This is a genomic window from Nostoc sp. XA010, assembly GCF_020829625.1.
GTDB lineage: Bacteria > Cyanobacteriota > Cyanobacteriia > Cyanobacteriales > Nostocaceae > Nostoc.
In genome coordinates this window covers 16,979-35,258 of the sequence record NZ_JAIVFX010000008.1, presented here as the reverse complement: position 1 = coordinate 35,258, position 18,280 = coordinate 16,979, and the positions used below count along the sequence as shown (strand labels likewise).

The window sequence follows — 18,280 nt, the reverse complement described above, 5'->3', positions numbered from 1 at the left end:
TGCTGCTTGACTAAATCTTCTAAGAGACTGACGCGATGTCTACGACGGGCTACGCCTACGCTCCCTATTAGAGCCAAAATATGATAACTGTTAAACTGTTGGTTTTAGTACAAAAGGGGAGGAAATTTATGGAGTATAATTTTCAAGCGCTCGCTGAACTTTACAAAAACGCTCTCCTCAACGACGCACTCCCCTTTTGGGAAAAATATTCTCTCGATTGGGAGCAAGGCGGCTATTTTACCTGTCTTGATCGCTACGGCAAAATTTATGATACCGACAAATTCATTTGGCTGCAAAACCGCCAGGTGTGGACTTTTTCGATGCTTTACAACCAGCTAGAAAAACGCGAAAACTGGTTAAAAATTGCCAGCAATGGCGCTAATTTTCTCGCCCAACACGGCAGAGATAGTGATGGTAACTGGTACTTTGCCCTCACCCGTGAAGGGAAACCACTGGTTGAGCCTTACAATATCTTTTCTGACTGCTTTGCAGCAATGGCATTTAGTAAATATGCACTTGCTGGCGGCGAAGAATGGGCAAAGGATGTGGCGATGCAGGCTTATAATAACGTATTACGCCGCAAGGACAACCCCAAGGGCAAATATAATAAAACCTATCCCGGCACACGCCCGATGAAATCATTGGCTGTACCAATGATTTTAGCCAACCTGACTCTAGAAATGGAATGGTTGCTACCAAAAGAAACACTAGAGAATGTCCTAGCTGAGACTGTCCGGGAAGTGATGAGCGATTTTCTCGACCAAGAACGGGGACTAATGTACGAAAACGTTGCCCCTGACGGTTCCCACATTGATTCTTTTGAGGGACGGGTGATTAACCCAGGTCACGGTATTGAAGCGATGTGGTTCATCATGGACATTGCGCGTCGCCAAAACGACACCAAAACTATTAACCAAGCCGTTGATGTGGTGCTAAACATCCTAAATTTTGCTTGGGATAGCGAGTACGGCGGATTGTACTACTTTATGGATGCAGATGGTCATCCACCACAACAATTGGAATGGGATCAAAAGCTGTGGTGGGTTCACCTAGAATCTTTGGTTGCATTAGCGATGGGTTATCGTTTAACAGGGCGTGAGGAGTGCTGGGAATGGTATCAAAAGATGCACGATTACGCCTGGTCACACTTTGCTGATTCAGAATACGGTGAATGGTTTGGCTATCTCAATCGCCGTGGAGAAGTATTGTTGAACCTTAAAGGTGGCAAATGGAAAGGATGTTTTCACGTACCGCGTGCATTATACCTTTGTTGGCAGCAATTTGAGGCATTGTGATGCCTGCGGCGGTAAACAGCGCAGTCAGTTTAATCTCTGCTAGTGTACAGTGCCTTCATTATTAATTACAAACTAAATTCCGCTACGCCATCCTCATCCACATCTGCATCCTTACCTATAGCAGTAGGTTTAAATTTAGAGCCATGAATTAATTCAGCAAACGCAATTCCTGGATTTTGGTGAAGAATATTCAGCACACTCATAAAATCTCGCACAATTTCCCCTGGTGTCAGTAATGCTTCTGCACCCAAGCGATTAATAATTTCTTGCACAAACTCCTTCAATTCACGATTTGTCAAAGTCTGTTCATACCCAAAATTGAGTGCATGAATCTCAGCTAAACGTTGCAAAAGCGTCAGTATTTCTGCTTCACTCAACGGATTTAGCCGAATCACTGGGCCTAAATGTTCTTGAACATTAGCTTGGGCAACAAAACGGCTTTCTTTTGTACGTCTTTGCCAAGCTTGGTCTGCAAAAAGTCCTCGTTTGGGGTCTTCTAAAAATTTAGTTGTTCCACCAACAACAATGCCAAGATGTTCTGCTTTGCACTGCATAGTATCGTTAAACATTGCCAGGAGTCGATTATAATTCTTTTCCCGCGTGACTGTAGTAGATATTTGATATAAATGTATAGCTTCATCAAGTATAATTAATAGTCCTTTATAGCCAATTTCAGCGACAAATTTCGCAAACAATTTTATATAGTCATACCAACTATCATCATCAATAATAACGCGCACCCCTAAAGCAGCTTTTGCCTCAACCTTAGTAGTAAATTCTCCACGCAACCAGCGCATCGCCGCATTTTTTAAATTATCATCATCCAATCGGTAGCCACGCCAATAAGCAATAATCACGCTACCAAAATCAAAACCGTGAACTAAGCCTTCAATATACTGAACTACTTCTCTAATTTTCGATTCAACTTGGTCATCAAAACCATCGTCATTCGGACGCATTTCAGTTTCTTTGACAACTTCTTGTTGAATTTTATTAATCCATCCTTCTAAAATCGAGACTAAAGCACCACCATCAGGACGGGTTTTTGTAGCTAGGTGACTCATTAATTCTCGATAAGTGGCTACACCTTCATTGCTGCTTCCAGCTAATCGACGTTCAGGGGATAAATCAGCATCAGCTACTACAAAACCTTGCTCCATAGCGCGGTTGCGAATTAGTTGCAATAAAAAACTTTTACCAGAACCGTAGTTACCAATTATAAAGCGAAATGCTGCTACACCTTCTGCAATATCATCAAGATTTTGTAATAGGCTTTTGAGTTCTTTTTCTCGCCCTACTGCTATATATTCAACTCCCACTCTTGGTACTACTCCTGCACCAAGAGAATTGATTAAAGCAGTGGAGATTTTTTTCGAGATTTTAAGCTTTGCCATGTATTACACTTCACTTTATTCTAAACGCAGAAGCACGCAGTAAGTTAGCTAAGGTACATACTCACCTTACTACTAATCTGACGACGGCAATAATAATTTAATTTGACGAAGCATGTCTAGCTATTCGATCTTCATACATTGCAATCATTTTTTTGACATGCGTCATATATTCAGGGTAAACTTCTGGAATTTCTGAATTTGAATCAATTATTAATTCACCAATAGTATCATTTGCTCGTTCATTTATAGAATCAATTAATAGATTTGGCATAGTAATATTTGCTTCGGCAATTTTTTTAATACCAGCATTAGGATTATCTTGCTCGACTATAGCTTTTAATACTTGTAGTTCATATACTGGAAGATTTTCTAAAAAATTAGTCCATTCTTCAGGTAAATTATTTGATGTATCAGCTTCCGAAGTTTCTCTAATTGCTGTAGTTTCCATTATCTCAGAAAAAGGAAACAATTCATTATCATATTCTTGGGAATTATCAGACAAATGCTCTGGATTGAATGTTTCTATTTGTTGGAGTAATTCCCATACTTGATTTTGTAAGGAATCTCGCTCTTCTTGCAATAATGAAACTTGCTCTTGCAACTGCTGTAATTCGGCTTTGTGTTCTGCAAGTTGGGTTTGTGAAGAATTCAGGATAGCTTGGATATTTTCTCTTTGGGCTTTTGTCGCTACCAGCAATTGATTTTTTTGGGTTGTCTCAACTTCTAGTTCTTGAATTGCAATTCGCAGTTCGTATAATTTTTCTTCTAATTGGGGTTTGAGTCTGCCTAAAAGAGTTAAATTGCTTTCAACTTCTTGTTTCTCCTGCTGGAGTTCAGAAATTTGACTTTGCAAATGGGTAATTTCACTACGAGATACATTACAATTCGACTCTAGCCGGCGCTTTTCTGCTGTGAGAACAGAAAAAGCATTGTTCAATTCTGTTAGATTTTTCTGCAAGTTATTAATTTCAGTTTGCAGCGTATTGATTTCGGTTTCTAACTGCTTTTTCTGTCCAGCAAATGTTCTTAATTCTCGATGTAAACTATCTCTTTGATTACGGCTTTCTATTACTTGATTTTGTAGTTGTTGTGACTCTGCATATAATAAATTATGATGTTCTTCGATTTGATTAATTTCTCTGACAACGCGAGCCTTCAATGCCTCCATCTCTTTAATTCGTTTGTGGATAGAACCTAAAATAAACATTTCATAATTTCTGCGTCGCTTATCTACGAATAATGCTGCTGCATAGATAGTAACGGCAGTAATTAAACCTGTGAGAAAGGCTTTATTAAAATCCCAGTTTGGGACCAGGCTAAGACCAAAACTCACACTAAAGGCAACTATCCCTAGTATAAATCGATTGCTGATCATTACTGATTGCATATTGCTGGTTTTTAGCGTAGTTAAATTATCAGAAAAAGTAGCTCTCATACTAATTATTAATTTGTTATTAAAATCCACATAGAAAAATGTTTAATCCTAAGTATTGGACGCATTGTTATTTGTACCAAAAAGTCTTAAATCTGCTTTTAAAAAATCAACAAACTGCCGTGCTGTGCGTCCAGAACGACCGTTGTGGCGAGTTGCCCATTGTAATGCTTGAAATTCTAAATCTTCTTGGGTAATATTAATTTCAGCTTGTGCCGCTAGATGGTGTACAATCTTTAAATAAGTTTTTTGATCGGCTGGTTCAAAGGTCAAGGTTAAACCAAAGCGATCGCTAAACGAAAGTTTCTCCTGCATCGTATCCCAAGCATGGATTTCCTCGTTATCCTTGGGGGTAGGTCTATCTACAAAAAACTCTCGAATCAGGTGGCGGCGATTGGAAGTAGCATACACAACTACATTTTGCGATCGCGCGGTTAAATTACCTTCTAAAACTACCTTGAGCGCTTTAAAGGCATCATCATCTTCTTCAAAGGAAAGATCATCGACAAATATAATAAATTTTTGTGACACTCCTCGTAAATGTTCCACAATTTTCGGTAAGTCTTTTAAATCAGATTTTGCCACTTCCAACAAGCGGAGGCTGCGATTACTATATTCATTTAACAAAGATTTCACTAAAGAAGATTTGCCAGAACCGCGACTACCGTAAAGTAATACATGCAGTGCCATCTCTCCTGATAATAAAAACTCTGTATTTTTCAGCAAAGCATCTTTTTGAGACTCATAACCTACAAGCGCACTCAGCTTAATTGGATCAGAATACCGAATACCGATAAATTGCCCAGCTTGCCAACGTAAAGCGCGATATTCTGCAAATAAACCAGAGCCACATTGCCGATAATAAGCCGCTAACTTTTCTACAGCATCACCCCAATTATCTAACTCTTGTAGATATGTAGCGAACTTTGTCTCTCCTCCTACCAATTCTTGCTCTTTATACCACACTACTGGCGAAATCGGCATGTGAGCTACGCCTTGTATCCACTCACTTAAAGAAGCACTGCTACATTCATAGAGACTTTGCAATATTTGTAAATCATGCCGAACTGCTGCTACTAAAGCCGGGGGTAAATCCTCAAATTCTCGCACTTGAGCAAGCTTTGTAAAAGGATTATCAGAGAAGAGAAGTTGAGTAATTAAATAGTCTTCCCAATTTTGATTTTTAGCAGCCAAAGCGTGGAAGTAACTACCGTAGGCTTGGAGACAACTCCGTGCATCGGCATTAGTGTAACGTATAGCTTGCAACAGTTCCAGAAATGCCATCCCCACTTCGCCTTGCAGAACAGACTGGTACAGTAAAAGTGAGGCTGCTTGGCGCTGGAGATATTGAACCTTTGTATATGAGGAAGTACTTGCTATTGGCATCGCTTGATTATCCATCAATTAACTGTGTGGTATAGCTAAATAGCTATGGTAAATTGTCTGCTGACACTGGCAGTAAAGTCAAAGTCTACATAGGTTTTAACAATGAATTTAAGTATAATTGCTGCTTTTGCCTACGGCATATTAGCGATTGTTGGTGGCATTATTGGCTACATTCAGGCTAGAAGTAAGGTTTCACTCTTAAGTGGTAGCATTAGCGGTTTATTATTAGTACTTGCGGCTTACTTTCAACTCCAAGGACAAAGCTGGGGGTTGATTTTAGCAGTGATAGTTACTGCTGTTTTAGTAGTCGTCTTTGCAGTTAGACTGGCTAAAACACGCAAGTTTATGCCGGCGGGATTAATGACGATTTTGGGTATGTTGGCTTTGGCGGTGATGGTGAGTCAAATGGTGGGGAATTGAGGGGTGAAATTTAAACGCAGAGGGGAGGCAGCGCGTTGCGGTGAGGCAGTCCGGTCTTGGGGGTTTCCCCCATGAGGAACTGCCGTTAGCGCAGCGTTAGCGAGCCTGCGAGCGTCACCCGAAGGGGGGTTCCCTCCGTTGTAGCGACTGCCGTCGCGCGGAGGGAAGCGCCGAGGTACGCAAAGTTGTAGTTAGCGCAAAATTTGGTCAATCATTCGGTTGGCTTGGGAAGCATAACTGCCGCCAAATAAATTGAAGTGATTCAAAATGTGATACAGGTTGTAGAGGGTTTTTCTTTGCTCATAGCCTGGATCTAAGGGAAAGACTTCGTTATAACCTTGGTAAAATGCTGCGGGGAATCCACCAAATAATTCTGTCATGGCTATATCAACTTCGCGATCGCCAAAATAAGTTGCTGGATCAAAAATCACGGGTTCTCCTGAGTTAGTACACCCGGCATTTCCGCCCCATAAATCGCCATGTACTAAGGAAGGTTGCACCTGATGCGCCAATAGTTCAGGGATAGCTGCTAGTAATTTTTCTTCCTGGGGGAAATTTCCTCCCTTTCGCCTTGCCAACTGAAATTGATAACCCAGGCGATGTTTAATATAAAATTCTGTCCAGTCTGCTGTCCAAGTATTGATTTGGGGCGTGGAACCAATGGTATTGTTAATTTTCCAACCGAAACCTTGGCTACTGCTAGCTTTATGCATCGCCGCCAACTTGCGCCCCATCTCTTCCCATCGCGGAGCGTCTGTCTGCGACACGCTGCGCGAACGTAGAGAGGAATTGCGGTTACCGCTACCAAGTTCTAACCATTCCAGCACGATGTAGCTAGAATTCTCAGCTACACCCCAACAAATAGGATTTGGGATGCGAATACTAGCTGTTGCTAGCATTTCCTTTAAACCCAATGCCTCAGCCTCAAACATCGCAGCTTGGGATGCTTGGTTAATCTTAAGGAAGTAGGTTATCTCACCATTGGAAATAGCATAACCTTGGTTGATGCATCCGCCACCAACCGATCGCCGTTGCTGACTCTGAAATTTTTCGCCAGTCACCTGGCTGATATGAGCATCGATTTGAGTCCACATTGTTAAATAAAAGTTAGGAGTTAAAAGTTAGGAGTGAAGAGTTGAATAAAAGTTAGGAGTAAGGAGACACAATCATGGACTTTTACTCATAACTCATAACTCCTAATACCGTTTCTTTGTGAAGCTGCATATATTTACCCCCCGGCTACGCCGTCCCCCCTTTACAAGGGGGGACTGATTATGTGCATCTTCATACAGAATTGGTATAACTCCTAACTTTATAATAATTCCCCATTTTTAATTTACGGCTTGACGACAACTACACCATAAGCATCTGGGGAAAGATACCCTTTGGCTGCTTGCATCAAATCAGTTGCATCTTGGCTCTGAATATGATCTGGGTAGTTAAAGGCGGGTTCTAAATCTCCCACCAAAGACTGATAATAACCATACAACCCAGTGCGATCGCTTGGTGTTTCATTGCCAAAAATAAATCTGTTCGCTACTCGCCGCCGCACACGGGCAATTTCTGATTCTGTAACTAATTCGGTTTGGACTGTGCGAATATGTTGAGCGATCGCATCTTCTACTTCTGCTAAATTTTCTACTGCACATTTAGCTGAAATATAAAATGTCCCTTGCAGCTGATTGCTCATGTTGCTCACAGAAATTGAAGAAACTAGTCCCCGTTCTTCTCGTAAATCCCTCACCAGTCTTGATGTCCGTCCATGTCCCAAAATTCCTGCTAAAACATCTAGTCCATAGGTGCGATCTAACTGAACCATTCCTGGAACCCGCCAAAGCATCACTAGTCTTGCTTGCTGGAGACTTTCATCTACAAATTCTCGACGGACAATTTCTGTAAATGGTGATTCAGGATTTAGTGGGGAGTGGGGAGCGGGGGCTGGGGAGTGGGGAGCTTTAGTGGCTTTTGTAAATCCTTCAGCAACAATTGTAATTAATTCTTCCACAGGCAAATTGCCCACAGCTACAGCAGTAATTGACTGGGGTTGATACCAACTACTATGAAAATCCCGCATCTGCTGGGGTTTCAGTTCGGCAATCACCGATTCTGGCCCCAATACCGCACGGCGATAAGGTAGCTCAGTATAAGCTGTTTCCATCGCCCGCCGAAATGTCCGCCGTTGGGGATTATCCTCTGAACGCCTAATTTCTTCTAAAACTACTAATCGCTCCCGTTCAAAAGCATCATCAGGAATACTCGCATTTGATACTACATCTATTTGTAGTGGAGCAAGCTCGGCAAAATCTTTGGGGGCTGTGGTTATATAGTAATGAGTATAATCTTGGCTAGTTGCGGCATTGGTGACAGCACCCCGTTCTTCAATCCGACGTTCAAACTCGCCGCTAGCTAGTTGTTCTGTTCCCTTAAAAATCATGTGCTCTAAAAAGTGAGCCATGCCGTTAATGCTATCAGATTCTACGGCTGAACCAACTTTAATCCACAAGTTGAGGTTTACAGCTTCAACTGGCATCTGCTCCGCTATGATTGTCAAACCATTGGGCAACTGATGCAGGGTTGGGGTATTAAGACGAGGAAGTTTCCGCAGGGTTGAAGTCATTGCTACTTGTGTGAGGAGCTATATTACATCTTTATCTTATCCGTGACTGAAGAGGCAGGGGGCAGAGGGCAGGGGGCAGGGAGCAGAACGGAAAATCATATAAAAAGACCACTAAGAGGTTTCACTACGCAAAAATTGTCCCTCTCAGAATCGGCTACAGTGTACACACAAGTCAATTACCCCCCTTAATCCCCCCTTATAAAGGGGGGAAACTGGAAATCTAGTTCCCTCCCCTTTATAAGGGGAGGGTTAGGGTGGGGTAAAACCTTGGTTAATCAGCTATTTCAGACTTGTGTGTACACCGTAGCTCCGAATCGGAGGGGGACAGACTTGAACTTTAATTCAAAATAGGGAGAGAGAGGTTCGTTGAACTAACGAGAGTAAGGGTTATTGAAGGTTTCCCAAGCAGCAATAGCCGCTTTTTGCAGGCGAAAGCTGAAGTCTACTAAGTCTTTCATCATTAAGTGCCAGTTTCTCTCAGCTTCATCCTGAATTATCGCCCAAGAGTCTTCCAAGCGATCGCGTTCCTTTATTTTCCTCCCTTCAATCAATTCTCGTGCTTGTCGCACAGCTTTTAAATAAGTTTCACGCGTGAGAGTACCTACTGACTCCACTTGGCTGCGTCTTTCTATTGCCTCAATCAGCGCTTTAGTTTCGCGCTTGACTTCATCGCTTTCGCCAGCCATTTCGGTTTCTACTAATTTGTCGGTTTCAGGACTAATTTCTATAATTACTATGGATTCAGTAGATTCAATTACTGGGGTTCCAAAGGATTCGATGTTGTTATAAGTCATAGTTAAAACATCCTTAAATTGCAAAGCTTACTCTCGGATGAAAACTGCACCCTATACTGGTAATCATAAGTCATTGTCAATTTCACAAATGATTAATGACTAATGACCAATGACTAATGACTAAGCTGTTATTAATAGTTGTTGCTCTAGTTTCAGCAATGCTGCAACTCGCTCCTCTGTAGCAGGGTGACTAGAGAACAAGTTACCCATAAACTGTCCAGAGATAGAATTGATAATTAATAACGGCTCATAAGCTGGATTGGCATTTAAAGGCATCTGCCTTGCCGAGGCTTCTAAACGTTGTAATGCCCTAGCTAAGGCGCGGGGATTACCGGTTAATCTAGCTGAACCTGCATCAGCAGAGAATTCTCGTGTGCGCGAAATTGCCAGCTGAATAATCGTCGCAGCCAATGGCGCAAGCATTACTGTTAATAAAACTCCCAAAGGATTTGCACCTCTGTTGTCATCTCGTGAACCACCGCCAAACCATAAGCTATAACTAACCATTTGCGCTAGGAATGAGATAGCACCAGCAACGGTAGCAGCAACAGCTTGTGTGAGCGTGTCACGATTAATAATGTGGGTGAGTTCGTGGGCGATAACGCCTTCGAGTTCGTCCTCTGGCAATATATTCAAAATGCCTTCGGTGACAGCAACAGCAGCGTGTTCTGGATCGCGCCCTGTAGCGAAGGCGTTTGCACCAAGGCTAGGCATAATGTAAACTTTGGGCATGGGGATGTTAGCGCGATCGCTTAATCTCTGCACCATCCGATAAAGTCTTGGTGCTTCCCTTTCACTCACAGGCTGGGCTTGGTATACTGCCAGGGCAATCTTATCTGATTGATACCAGGAAAACAGGTTTGTTACTGCTGCTAAACCTATCCCTATTATCAAGCCACTACTACCGCCAATTACCCAGTAACTAATTGCGATCAAAAGACCACTTAACGCAGCTAGCAAAACAGCCGTTTTTAATTGATTTGTCATATTTTCGCTCTCCTGCTAATGCTGTGTAAATTTTCTAGAGAACAGCATTAATTAAGCCACACTTTGATTGTATCCAGCTAAACTTAGCTATATAGTGCAGAAAACCTATCAGACAAGTACGGTTTTCCTGCTTACTTTTATAAATACTAATTATAGCTATTTTGGATACTTGCTGTCTTGGTAATAAAATTAATGTTTATAGATACAAAAAAGACATCTATCTGTAGGAGTAAATTGTTTATCCAGGCAGAAATTACAAGTGCGATGCCAACGCCATTAAGAATTACCAATAAATAAGGTTATGAGTTTATACCTTCTGATTCATACACCTGTTCGCTAAATAGCTGAAAATCTAATTCGCACGCTTTCAAAGCTTCAATGGCTTGGGAGTATTCTTGTGCATCAAATAAATCGCGATCGCGGATTTTAGGCAACCAAGAACGCAGTTTAGTTAGTTCCGCCTCGTTCTCTTCTAATTCTGCAAAGGTGAGATTACCTATTTTCCTTTCCTCGGTCAATTCGCTATGCAAGTCCCGACATTTCCCCAAAAACTCCTGATATTCTTGATCTGCCTGCTGTTTAAAACGATTTACCAACATATCCGGGAGATTTAAAGGATGTTCTGCTGAATCATGCTGGTTTGGCTCAACATCCTACGGAGCATTCTTGGGGCCATTGGCAGCATTTGCTCTGATGGCTGCTTCCACAAACAACTTCCGCCTCGTTTTTTGGCTAGCACTCATTCCTGGTTTTTTGGCAGTGGCTTTATTAGCAGTGGGAGTGCGTGAACCGAGAGCGAATCAAACTCAAGTTAAACGGAGCAACCCTCTGCAATGGCAAACTTTACGCAGTTTAGGTCAAAAATATTGGGTACTCGTAGGGGTGGCGCTGCTATTCAATTTAGGCAACTCTAGTGATGCTTTTTTGTTGCTGCGAGCCGAGCAAATAGGTATTTCTGCCTCACTCATACCATTGACATTAGTGGTGATGAACATCGCTTACTCATTCAGCGCCTACCATTAGGAATACTTTCTGATCGCTTAGGTAGATTTGGGCTATTGGTAGGTGGATTTCTCCTATACGCTTTAGTATATCTGGGCTTCGCTTTTGTACAAGCACCTTGGCAAGCCTGGGGATTGTTTGCTCTTTATGGTCTACATCTGGGCATGAGTCAAGGATTGCTGTTAGCACTAGTGGCAAATAGTATACCTGCAAATCTGCGCGGCACTGCTTTTGGATTCCTCAACTTGGCTGTAGGATTAGCGCTTTTACCTGCCAGTTTGCTAGCTGGTGGCTTATGGCAAACACTGGGAGCAGAGGCAACATTTATAACTGGGAGCTTGTTTGCGATCGCATCTGTATTATTGTTATTTTCTCAAAGAAACAAATATTGATTCGACTAAAAGCAAAAATGGTATCCTTGATTTAAAATCAAATCAATGGCGATGGAGCTCGCCGAAACCGCTTTTTCAGTCCTAAAAATCATCACTGAAAGGCTGATGGCTCCTACTTTCTTCGCTGGCTGCGGGAGAGTAGGGCTTGGCTAAATCCATTACCTGACTCCCCTGTAGAAAGTGTAAGTCTACAGATTTCACCTCAAGGAGTCATGGTATGAAACAACTACGTCAATTTGAACCGTTTATTGCCTTACCCCATATAATTAAATGGTTGCCTATTTCCGTTGTAGTTGGCATTCTTGCAGGAACGGCTTCTGCGGCTCTTTTAGCATCACTTGAATGGGCAACTGATTGGCGAGAATCGCATCGGTGGATTATCGCCTTGCTACCGCTTGGTGGCTTCTTAAGTGGTTGGATTTATTATCAGTTTGGGCGGACTGTAGAAGCGGGAAATAACCTTTTGCTTGAAGAAATCCATAACCCTAAAAGTGTTATTCCTTTCCGTATGGCTCCTCTGGTTTTGCTAGGAACAGACCTTACACATTTATTTGGAGGTTCAGCAGGTCGTGAAGGTACAGCATTGCAAATGGGTGCTTCTTTGGCAGACCAGCTAACTAAAATATTACATTTTAAAGGAGCGAATCGGCGAATTTTATTAACCGCAGGTATCAGTGGAGGATTTGCTTCAGTTTTCGGCACTCCCTTAGCGGGAACGGTATTTGGTCTAGAAGTTTTAGCAATTGGAAAAATTCACTACGATGCCCTTTTCCCTTCTTTAATTGCTGCGATCGTTGGAAATCAAGTCACTTTGTTATTGGGTTTACATCATACCGCATACGAACACGCTACCTCTATACCGACGCTTACAATTTGGGGACTAATTGCTGCTATTATTGCAGGTGCAATCTTTGGAATTGTAGCGAGATGTTTTGCTAAAGTAACTCATAAAATTAGTCACTTCTTTAAAACTAAGATATCTTATCCTCCAATGCGTCCTTTGATAGGCGGTGCGATGATAGCAATAATTGTTGGGTTGAGTGGAACAACCAAGTACATTGGCCTTGGTATCCCTACTATTGTTGATTCTTTTTTAACTCAGCTACCTCCTTGGGATTTTGCAGCAAAATTGGGTTTGACTGCTTTAACTTTAGGTGCAGGATTTAAAGGAGGAGAAGTAACCCCTTTGTTTTTTATTGGTGCAACTTTAGGTAATGCTTTATCGTTGCTTTTGGCATTACCTACACCACTGTTAGCAGGAATGGGATTTGTGGGTGTGTTTGCAGGTGCAGCAAATACACCTATAGCATCTACCTTAATGGGAATTGAATTATTTGGTCTGGAATCGGGGATATTTATTGCTATTGGCTGTGTAGTGAGCTATATATTTTCAGGTCATTCTGGAATTTACTCAGCACAGCGCATTGGGTTGAGTAAATACTCTGCTGTATATTTAGAAGAAGGGATGACTTTGGCTAATTATAGACAACCAAAAATTGATTTACCCGATGATAGTGAAAAAGAATGAAGAATCATGGATTTGGCAAACTAGTTACCTTTCTAAACCAATTGGAACAAGAGAAAATTAGTTACACTTTGGCCCATCATCGGGATGAAACTATTATGGTGAATGTGGCGGTGGCTGGTGAACGATGGGAAGTGGAATTTTTTGAGGATGGTTCGGTTGAGGTAGAACGATTTGTTAGTAGTGGAGAGGTTAATGGGGAAGAGGTTTTTAGTGATTTATTTGCTATGTATTCAGAGCCAGAAAGTCATTTTGCAAAACATACCCAAAATGCTAAGTTTACAACCACAATGTGAAGGCGATCACGCTATGTCTCCCCTGAAAAATAAACCTTTAGTGCTAGCATCTTTATTTAAATTATAAGTTAGTTGATTCATGTCAATATCCTTTACCTATTAATTAAACTTACTAATAATCACCTGTTGCTATCTAGTAGGTCTAAAAAACGCTTAACTACACAATCTGGGTGCTGTTGACAATCTTTCCAATCAAAGCGCTCAATAAATATTCCGTAGGCCCTTAAAGATTGATCTCGACTACGGTCACGCTGAATATAGCTTTGCGTATTGTGGTGTGGCCCGTCCACTTCCAGGATTCCCCACTTTCCCTGATGACATATTAGGAAATCTGGATAACATTCACCGCGTCCATATCCAACCTTAAATCGCGCTTTGCAGTTTGGAAGGAATAAGACACCTAGTTTATCTAATTCTTTTGCAACTTGGACTTCACTAAGCGATGCAAATTTAAAGCCATTCCAATTTTTTACTTTTTCATCAGAAATGAATGTACCCTGATTATTTCCATCTCTTCCAAGAGCATTTTTCAGCAAATCATCATGCCAATCAGCTTGGATATCTGGAATATTCGATAACTCTATTACAGGAGTTATATACAGCTTATTAACTTCCCATTCATCAAGAGGTAGTATAGCTTCAAAAGCTCGATGAATAGCTTTAGTAATAGAATGTTCTTTATCAAGAAGAATATCGTAATTAGGTCTTCGAGTTTTCAGTTTTATATCGAACCAGTGCAAGGCAGAATCCCATGATAAAAAAGCACAAGATAGCAAAAATATTGCTGCATCGTTTTCTTCTCCATCTATTAGAAACTGTACAGCTTTTGCATATTCTTCATTAAAGTTTTGGGTTTCCATAAAAAATTGTAATCTATTTTAGAAAAATACTATATTGCAACTTTAATGTACATTAGCTTAATAGATTTTGACAAGTAATTACTACTGGTGTGATCATAATTAAGTAAAATTATCAAAAAAGCATTGATCATTTTACTAAATCATCGCTTCCAATTCTTCTAAAGCTTGAAAACTTCCTACTTGCCAACTACGTTCCACGGCAGCAGGGATAATCTGAGTAATAGCTATATCTTCAAAATTAGGGCTAGTATTAGATTTTATGTATTTCCCATCTCTGAGCAAATAAATAGAAAGGTTTCCACTGTCGTAAACCCATAATTCTGGGACTCCAATAGCTTCATAAGCATCGAGAGTAGTTTTTGATGTAACATCAGTTTCAATCGCTAAATCTGGCGGGGGATCATCAGGTTGTAAGCGGCGATGACCAATCATTCGTTGATAATTCTGAATATAAAAGCAAGCATCAGGTTCAACTCCTGCTACACCCTGCCGTTTAAAGGTCGTAGAACCAAAAGGTTGGTATCTGATATCTTTAGCCTTCAGCAATATTTTGACAATATCAGAAATTAAATCTTTGGGAATTTCATGTTCTGGTAAAGGAGCCATAATTTCTAAAGTACCCTGGCTATAGGCAATTCTGGTAGTTCTTTTTTGTCCCAATTCTTCTAAAATAGATTCAAATTCTTCCCAGCTAACATCAGGAATAGTCACCGTGCTACCAGGTGCTAACTGCATCTGGCTAACAGCTTTGAAAACGGGGATAGCAGCAGTCATAACCAAAATATCATTAAGCTGAATCTCAATAATTATCTATCAGGTTGCGGTGGATAATACAGCCCACCGTAACCTTTAGACTAATAGATTGAGTTTAACAAAAGCGATCGCTTACACTTTAAACTTCTCTGTAATCCGCTTCATTGCCTCTTCGACATTCTCCCGGCTGTTAAACGCCGAAATGCGGAAGTAACCCTCACCCGCAGCACCAAAGCCAGAACCAGGTGTCCCCACAACGTTGACAGTTTGCAGCAACTTATCAAAGAATTCCCAACTGGATAAACCATTAGGTGTTTTCACCCAAACGTAAGGTGCATTCACGCCTCCATAAACTGATAATCCGGCGCCTGTGAGTTTCTCGCGGATAATTTTGGCGTTTTCTAGATAGAAACTCACCAATCCCTTAATTTGTGCCTGTCCTTCTTGGGAGTAAACCGCTTCGGCTCCCCGTTGGACGATATAAGAAACACCGTTGAATTTGGTAGACTGGCGACGATTCCAGAGTTTCCATAGTTCCACATCGGAACCATCGGCGGCTTTTCCTGTGAGTGTCTTCGGTACTACGGTTAATGCACAACGAGTTCCTGTAAAACCTGCATTTTTGGAGAAAGACCGAAATTCGATCGCAACTTCTCTTGCACCTTCAATTTCATAAATTGAGTGGGGAAGCGACGGATCGGTAATATAAGCTTCGTAGGCTGCATCAAAGAAAATAATCGAGTTATTAGCTTTGGCATAGTCTACCCATGCCTTTAAATATTCCTTGGTAGCAGTTGCGCCAGTGGGGTTATTAGGAAAGCAGAGATAGATTAAATCGACTTTCTTTGAGGGAATCTCGGCGGTGAAGTTGTTATCAGCCGTAATTGGCAGATAAACTAAGCCTTCAAACTCGCCTTTATCGTTGACATCTCCCGTATTCCCCACCATAACGTTAGTGTCTACATATACGGGATAAACGGGGTCAGTAACGGCAATTGTGTTGTCATGTCCAAAGATTTCTAGAATGTTGCCGGTGTCGCACTTGGAACCGTCGGAGATAAAGATTTCGGAAGCATCTATATCGGCTCCCCGTGCTTGGAAATCTTGAGTAGCAATTTTCTCCCGTAACCAAGCGTAGCCTTGCTCTGGCCCGTAGCCTTTGAAGGTATTGCGATCGCTCATTTCTTCCACAGCCTTTATCATAGCTGTGCGGCAAGCCTCCGGCAGAGGTTCGGTAACATCACCAATGCCCAGCCGGATGATCTTAGCATCAGGATTCGCTTCTGCAAAGGCATTCACCCGCCTAGCAATTTCTGGAAACAGATAACCCGCTTTCAGTTTCAGGTAGTTGTTGTTAATAGTTGCCATGTGTAAATATGAAAAACGCCCTCAAACAGCTTACTGCTAATTTATGAGGGCGATCACTTTGTTATGGAGAGTCAACTTAACGCGAAACGGGCGGTTAGAAACCGCGTCTACATAAACAAAACCCACCTCCGTGGGTTTCAAACCCTTAATTTGACCAAAGTCCGCGGAGGCGGACTTTGGCTGTGTAGCCTCGAATTCTATTCGCCCTGGCTCTAAGTTGACACTAATGGAGCAGGGGAGGCAGGGGGAGAATAACTAATGACAAATGACAAATTCCTAATTAGACATTTACTGGCTGTTTATTCTCAGCTGATGTGTAATTGCGATCGCTAATTACAAACTCCGTGAGGGTTTCCTTTCCTGTGATCAATCTTGCTCCGCGATTACGGGTGAAATAGTTCCATGCCCACTGAATCATTACTACTAATTTGTTGTTAAATTCAATTAAGAAGTAGATGTGAATCAGTAGCCAAAACAGCCATGCAAAGAAACCTTTCAGCTTCATAAAGCCCAAATCTACCACAGCAGAATTGTGCCCAATCATAGCTAAACTACCATAATCAGTATAAGCAAAGGGCGGTAAACTGTTACCTACAAGCCGCTTTTGGACTAGTTCTGCTACATATTCACCTTGCTGCTTCGCTACAGGTGCAACACCAGGTAGGGGTTTACCATTTTGATGAGAAAAATTTGCTAAGTCGCCAACTACAAAAATATTCGGATGTCCCTTAATACTCAAGTCAGGTTCGACGATAATCCGTCCAGCGCGATCGCACTCAGCACCTGTGCGTTCTGTTAGTACTTTGCCCATTGCTGAAGCTTTGACACCTGCTGCCCATAATACCGTTTTTGCGGCAATCTCTTTAACTTCATCGCCTTGTTTGAGGGTAACAACATCATTTTCAATATTTGTTACCAGTGTTTTTGTCTGCACAACCACTCCCAAGCGCGTCAGGGATGCTTCCGCTTCTTTTGATAACTCTGGCGCAAAAGGTGGCAGAATCCGATCCAAACCTTCCAATAGCAAAATCTTGGCTTCTGATGTGTCGATGTTGCGGAAATCTTCTTTGAGGGTTTGATTTGCCAATTCTGCGATCGCACCCGCTAACTCTACACCAGTTGGGCCACCACCAACAATTACAAAGGTTAACCAAGCACGGCGTTTTTCTGGATCAGTTTCTTTTTCTGCGGCTTCAAATGCCGTAAAAATCCGGCGACGCATTTCTATCGCATCTTCTACAGTTTTCAAGCCTGGGGCGAATTCTTCCCAGTTATCTTTACCAAAGTAGGAATGCTTGGCTCCTGTAGCGACAATTAACGTATCGTAAGCTATTGCTTCGTCGCCTACAGTCACTTGTTTTGCTTCTGGATCAATATTATTCACCTCTCCCAGCAGCACTTTCGTATTCTTGCTCTTGCTGAGGACAGAACGCAACGGTGAGGAAATATCCGCAGGAGATAGCGCACCTGTGGCGACTTGGTATAGGAGGGGTTGAAATAGATGAAAGTTACGTTTATCGATCAAAGTAACGTTTACCGCCGCTTTGGCGAGTGTTTTTGCCGCATAAAGTCCACCAAAGCCACCGCCAACAATAACTACTTTATGGGGTGGATTATTGTCAAGTGAATTTACCATAAGAAATATTATCGTGTATGCCGACTATTGTAACTATTCTTAACAAATTTGTATCAAAATTGTCATCATATATTTTGTATTCCTGTTTACATTTGAAAAAGTTTTAAAGTAATTAAAACTACA

General features: G+C 41.6%; 18 protein-coding genes and 1 riboswitch. Of the genes, 6 read left to right on the top strand and 12 right to left on the bottom strand.

The genetic code is table 11. The annotated features are described in order from the left end of the window. Positions 1-128 precede the first annotated feature (128 nt). Positions 129-1,295: an AGE family epimerase/isomerase gene (locus tag LC608_RS14025; protein WP_229554135.1), complete on the top strand. Its 1,167-nt coding sequence runs from the start codon at positions 129-131 to the stop codon at positions 1,293-1,295. A gap of 65 nt (positions 1,296-1,360) precedes the next feature. Here LC608_RS14025 and LC608_RS14020 read toward each other — a convergent pair whose 3' ends face one another. The 3 genes from LC608_RS14020 to LC608_RS14010 all read right to left on the bottom strand — a co-directional run bounded on the left by LC608_RS14020 (position 1,361) and on the right by LC608_RS14010 (position 5,522). Next, positions 1,361-2,689: an ATP-binding protein gene (locus tag LC608_RS14020; RefSeq protein ID WP_229554134.1), complete on the bottom strand. Its 1,329-nt coding sequence runs from the start codon at positions 2,687-2,689 to the stop codon at positions 1,361-1,363. Between the two features lie 97 nt (positions 2,690-2,786). Beyond that, a complete protein-coding gene (locus LC608_RS14015; RefSeq protein ID WP_229554133.1) occupies positions 2,787-4,076 on the bottom strand; it encodes a tellurite resistance TerB C-terminal domain-containing protein in 1,290 nt (429 codons plus the stop codon). A gap of 96 nt (positions 4,077-4,172) precedes the next feature. Continuing rightward, positions 4,173-5,522: an ATP-binding protein gene (locus LC608_RS14010; protein WP_229554132.1), complete on the bottom strand. Its 1,350-nt coding sequence runs from the start codon at positions 5,520-5,522 to the stop codon at positions 4,173-4,175. Between the two features lie 87 nt (positions 5,523-5,609). Here LC608_RS14010 and LC608_RS14005 point away from each other — a divergent pair, with 87 nt between their 5' ends. Beyond that, positions 5,610-5,927, top strand: coding sequence for a TMEM14 family protein (locus LC608_RS14005; protein WP_229554131.1), 318 nt, complete (start codon positions 5,610-5,612; stop codon positions 5,925-5,927). A 191-nt stretch (positions 5,928-6,118) separates the two neighbouring features. On the opposite strand, the gene LC608_RS14000 is transcribed toward LC608_RS14005, so the two are convergent. The 5 genes from LC608_RS14000 to LC608_RS13980 form a co-directional block, all read right to left on the bottom strand. Then, positions 6,119-7,021 carry a fructosamine kinase family protein gene (locus LC608_RS14000; protein WP_229554130.1) on the bottom strand — a complete coding sequence of 301 codons (903 nt, stop codon included), beginning with the start codon at positions 7,019-7,021 and terminating at the stop codon, positions 6,119-6,121. Positions 7,022-7,263: 242 nt separating this feature from the next. Next, the gene (locus tag LC608_RS13995) at positions 7,264-8,544 is read right to left on the bottom strand and encodes a pitrilysin family protein (RefSeq protein ID WP_229554129.1); all 1,281 of its coding nucleotides are present in this window, start codon (positions 8,542-8,544) and stop codon (positions 7,264-7,266) included. A gap of 371 nt (positions 8,545-8,915) precedes the next feature. After that, positions 8,916-9,338 (bottom strand): hypothetical protein, encoded by a 423-nt coding sequence (locus LC608_RS13990; protein WP_229554128.1) that lies wholly within the window; start codon positions 9,336-9,338, stop codon positions 8,916-8,918. Positions 9,339-9,458: 120 nt separating this feature from the next. Next, entirely contained in the window at positions 9,459-10,325 is an 867-nt protein-coding gene (locus LC608_RS13985) for a zinc metalloprotease HtpX (RefSeq protein ID WP_229554127.1), read from the bottom strand. 299 nt (positions 10,326-10,624) lie between these two features. After that, positions 10,625-10,924: a Chromate resistance protein ChrB gene (locus LC608_RS13980; protein ID WP_229554126.1), complete on the bottom strand. Its 300-nt coding sequence runs from the start codon at positions 10,922-10,924 to the stop codon at positions 10,625-10,627. 94 nt (positions 10,925-11,018) lie between these two features. On the opposite strand from LC608_RS13980, the gene LC608_RS13975 reads away from it, so the two are divergent. The 4 genes from LC608_RS13975 (at position 11,019) to LC608_RS13960 (ending at position 13,540) form a co-directional block, all read left to right on the top strand. Further along, positions 11,019-11,348, top strand: coding sequence for a hypothetical protein (locus LC608_RS13975; RefSeq protein ID WP_229554125.1), 330 nt, complete (start codon positions 11,019-11,021; stop codon positions 11,346-11,348). A 35-nt stretch (positions 11,349-11,383) separates the two neighbouring features. After that, positions 11,384-11,719 carry a hypothetical protein gene (locus LC608_RS13970; RefSeq protein ID WP_229554124.1) on the top strand — a complete coding sequence of 112 codons (336 nt, stop codon included), beginning with the start codon at positions 11,384-11,386 and terminating at the stop codon, positions 11,717-11,719. Positions 11,720-11,757: 38 nt separating this feature from the next. Then, a riboswitch (Fluoride riboswitch) is annotated at positions 11,758-11,841 on the top strand. 95 nt (positions 11,842-11,936) lie between these two features. Then, a complete protein-coding gene (locus LC608_RS13965; protein ID WP_229554123.1) occupies positions 11,937-13,247 on the top strand; it encodes a voltage-gated chloride channel family protein in 1,311 nt (436 codons plus the stop codon). Beyond that, a complete protein-coding gene (locus tag LC608_RS13960; protein ID WP_229554122.1) occupies positions 13,244-13,540 on the top strand; it encodes a hypothetical protein in 297 nt (98 codons plus the stop codon). Before LC608_RS13965 ends, LC608_RS13960 begins: the two co-directional genes overlap by 4 nt. Before the next feature lie 119 nt (positions 13,541-13,659). Here the strand turns inward: LC608_RS13960 and LC608_RS13955 are convergent, their stop codons facing one another. From LC608_RS13955 to LC608_RS13940, 4 genes are all read right to left on the bottom strand, one after another. Continuing rightward, positions 13,660-14,400, bottom strand: a complete 741-nt coding sequence (locus LC608_RS13955) for a DUF559 domain-containing protein (protein WP_229554121.1) — start codon at positions 14,398-14,400, stop codon at positions 13,660-13,662. Between the two features lie 135 nt (positions 14,401-14,535). Continuing rightward, positions 14,536-15,174 carry a Uma2 family endonuclease gene (locus LC608_RS13950; protein ID WP_229554120.1) on the bottom strand — a complete coding sequence of 213 codons (639 nt, stop codon included), beginning with the start codon at positions 15,172-15,174 and terminating at the stop codon, positions 14,536-14,538. A 111-nt stretch (positions 15,175-15,285) separates the two neighbouring features. Further along, on the bottom strand, positions 15,286-16,521 hold the full coding sequence (locus LC608_RS13945; protein ID WP_229554119.1) for an LL-diaminopimelate aminotransferase: 1,236 nt from the start codon (positions 16,519-16,521) through the stop codon (positions 15,286-15,288). Between the two features lie 280 nt (positions 16,522-16,801). After that, on the bottom strand, positions 16,802-18,157 hold the full coding sequence (locus LC608_RS13940; RefSeq protein ID WP_229554118.1) for an NAD(P)/FAD-dependent oxidoreductase: 1,356 nt from the start codon (positions 18,155-18,157) through the stop codon (positions 16,802-16,804). Positions 18,158-18,280 lie beyond the last annotated feature (123 nt).

Coding starts and splice junctions, on each gene's coding strand:
- LC608_RS14005 (WP_229554131.1), top strand. CDS start 5,610: ATGAATTTAAGTATAATTGCTGCTTTTGCCTACGGCATATTAGCGATT.
- LC608_RS13950 (WP_229554120.1), bottom strand. CDS start 15,174: ATGACTGCTGCTATCCCCGTTTTCAAAGCTGTTAGCCAGATGCAGTTA.
- LC608_RS13975 (WP_229554125.1), top strand. CDS start 11,019: ATGGCTGCTTCCACAAACAACTTCCGCCTCGTTTTTTGGCTAGCACTC.
- LC608_RS14015 (WP_229554133.1), bottom strand. CDS start 4,076: ATGCAATCAGTAATGATCAGCAATCGATTTATACTAGGGATAGTTGCC.
- LC608_RS14000 (WP_229554130.1), bottom strand. CDS start 7,021: ATGTGGACTCAAATCGATGCTCATATCAGCCAGGTGACTGGCGAAAAA.
- LC608_RS14020 (WP_229554134.1), bottom strand. CDS start 2,689: ATGGCAAAGCTTAAAATCTCGAAAAAAATCTCCACTGCTTTAATCAAT.
- LC608_RS13965 (WP_229554123.1), top strand. CDS start 11,937: ATGAAACAACTACGTCAATTTGAACCGTTTATTGCCTTACCCCATATA.
- LC608_RS14010 (WP_229554132.1), bottom strand. CDS start 5,522: ATGGATAATCAAGCGATGCCAATAGCAAGTACTTCCTCATATACAAAG.
- LC608_RS13955 (WP_229554121.1), bottom strand. CDS start 14,400: ATGGAAACCCAAAACTTTAATGAAGAATATGCAAAAGCTGTACAGTTT.
- LC608_RS13960 (WP_229554122.1), top strand. CDS start 13,244: ATGAAGAATCATGGATTTGGCAAACTAGTTACCTTTCTAAACCAATTG.
- LC608_RS14025 (WP_229554135.1), top strand. CDS start 129: ATGGAGTATAATTTTCAAGCGCTCGCTGAACTTTACAAAAACGCTCTC.
- LC608_RS13990 (WP_229554128.1), bottom strand. CDS start 9,338: ATGACTTATAACAACATCGAATCCTTTGGAACCCCAGTAATTGAATCT.
- LC608_RS13940 (WP_229554118.1), bottom strand. CDS start 18,157: ATGGTAAATTCACTTGACAATAATCCACCCCATAAAGTAGTTATTGTT.
- LC608_RS13945 (WP_229554119.1), bottom strand. CDS start 16,521: ATGGCAACTATTAACAACAACTACCTGAAACTGAAAGCGGGTTATCTG.
- LC608_RS13995 (WP_229554129.1), bottom strand. CDS start 8,544: ATGACTTCAACCCTGCGGAAACTTCCTCGTCTTAATACCCCAACCCTG.
- LC608_RS13985 (WP_229554127.1), bottom strand. CDS start 10,325: ATGACAAATCAATTAAAAACGGCTGTTTTGCTAGCTGCGTTAAGTGGT.
- LC608_RS13980 (WP_229554126.1), bottom strand. CDS start 10,924: ATGTTGGTAAATCGTTTTAAACAGCAGGCAGATCAAGAATATCAGGAG.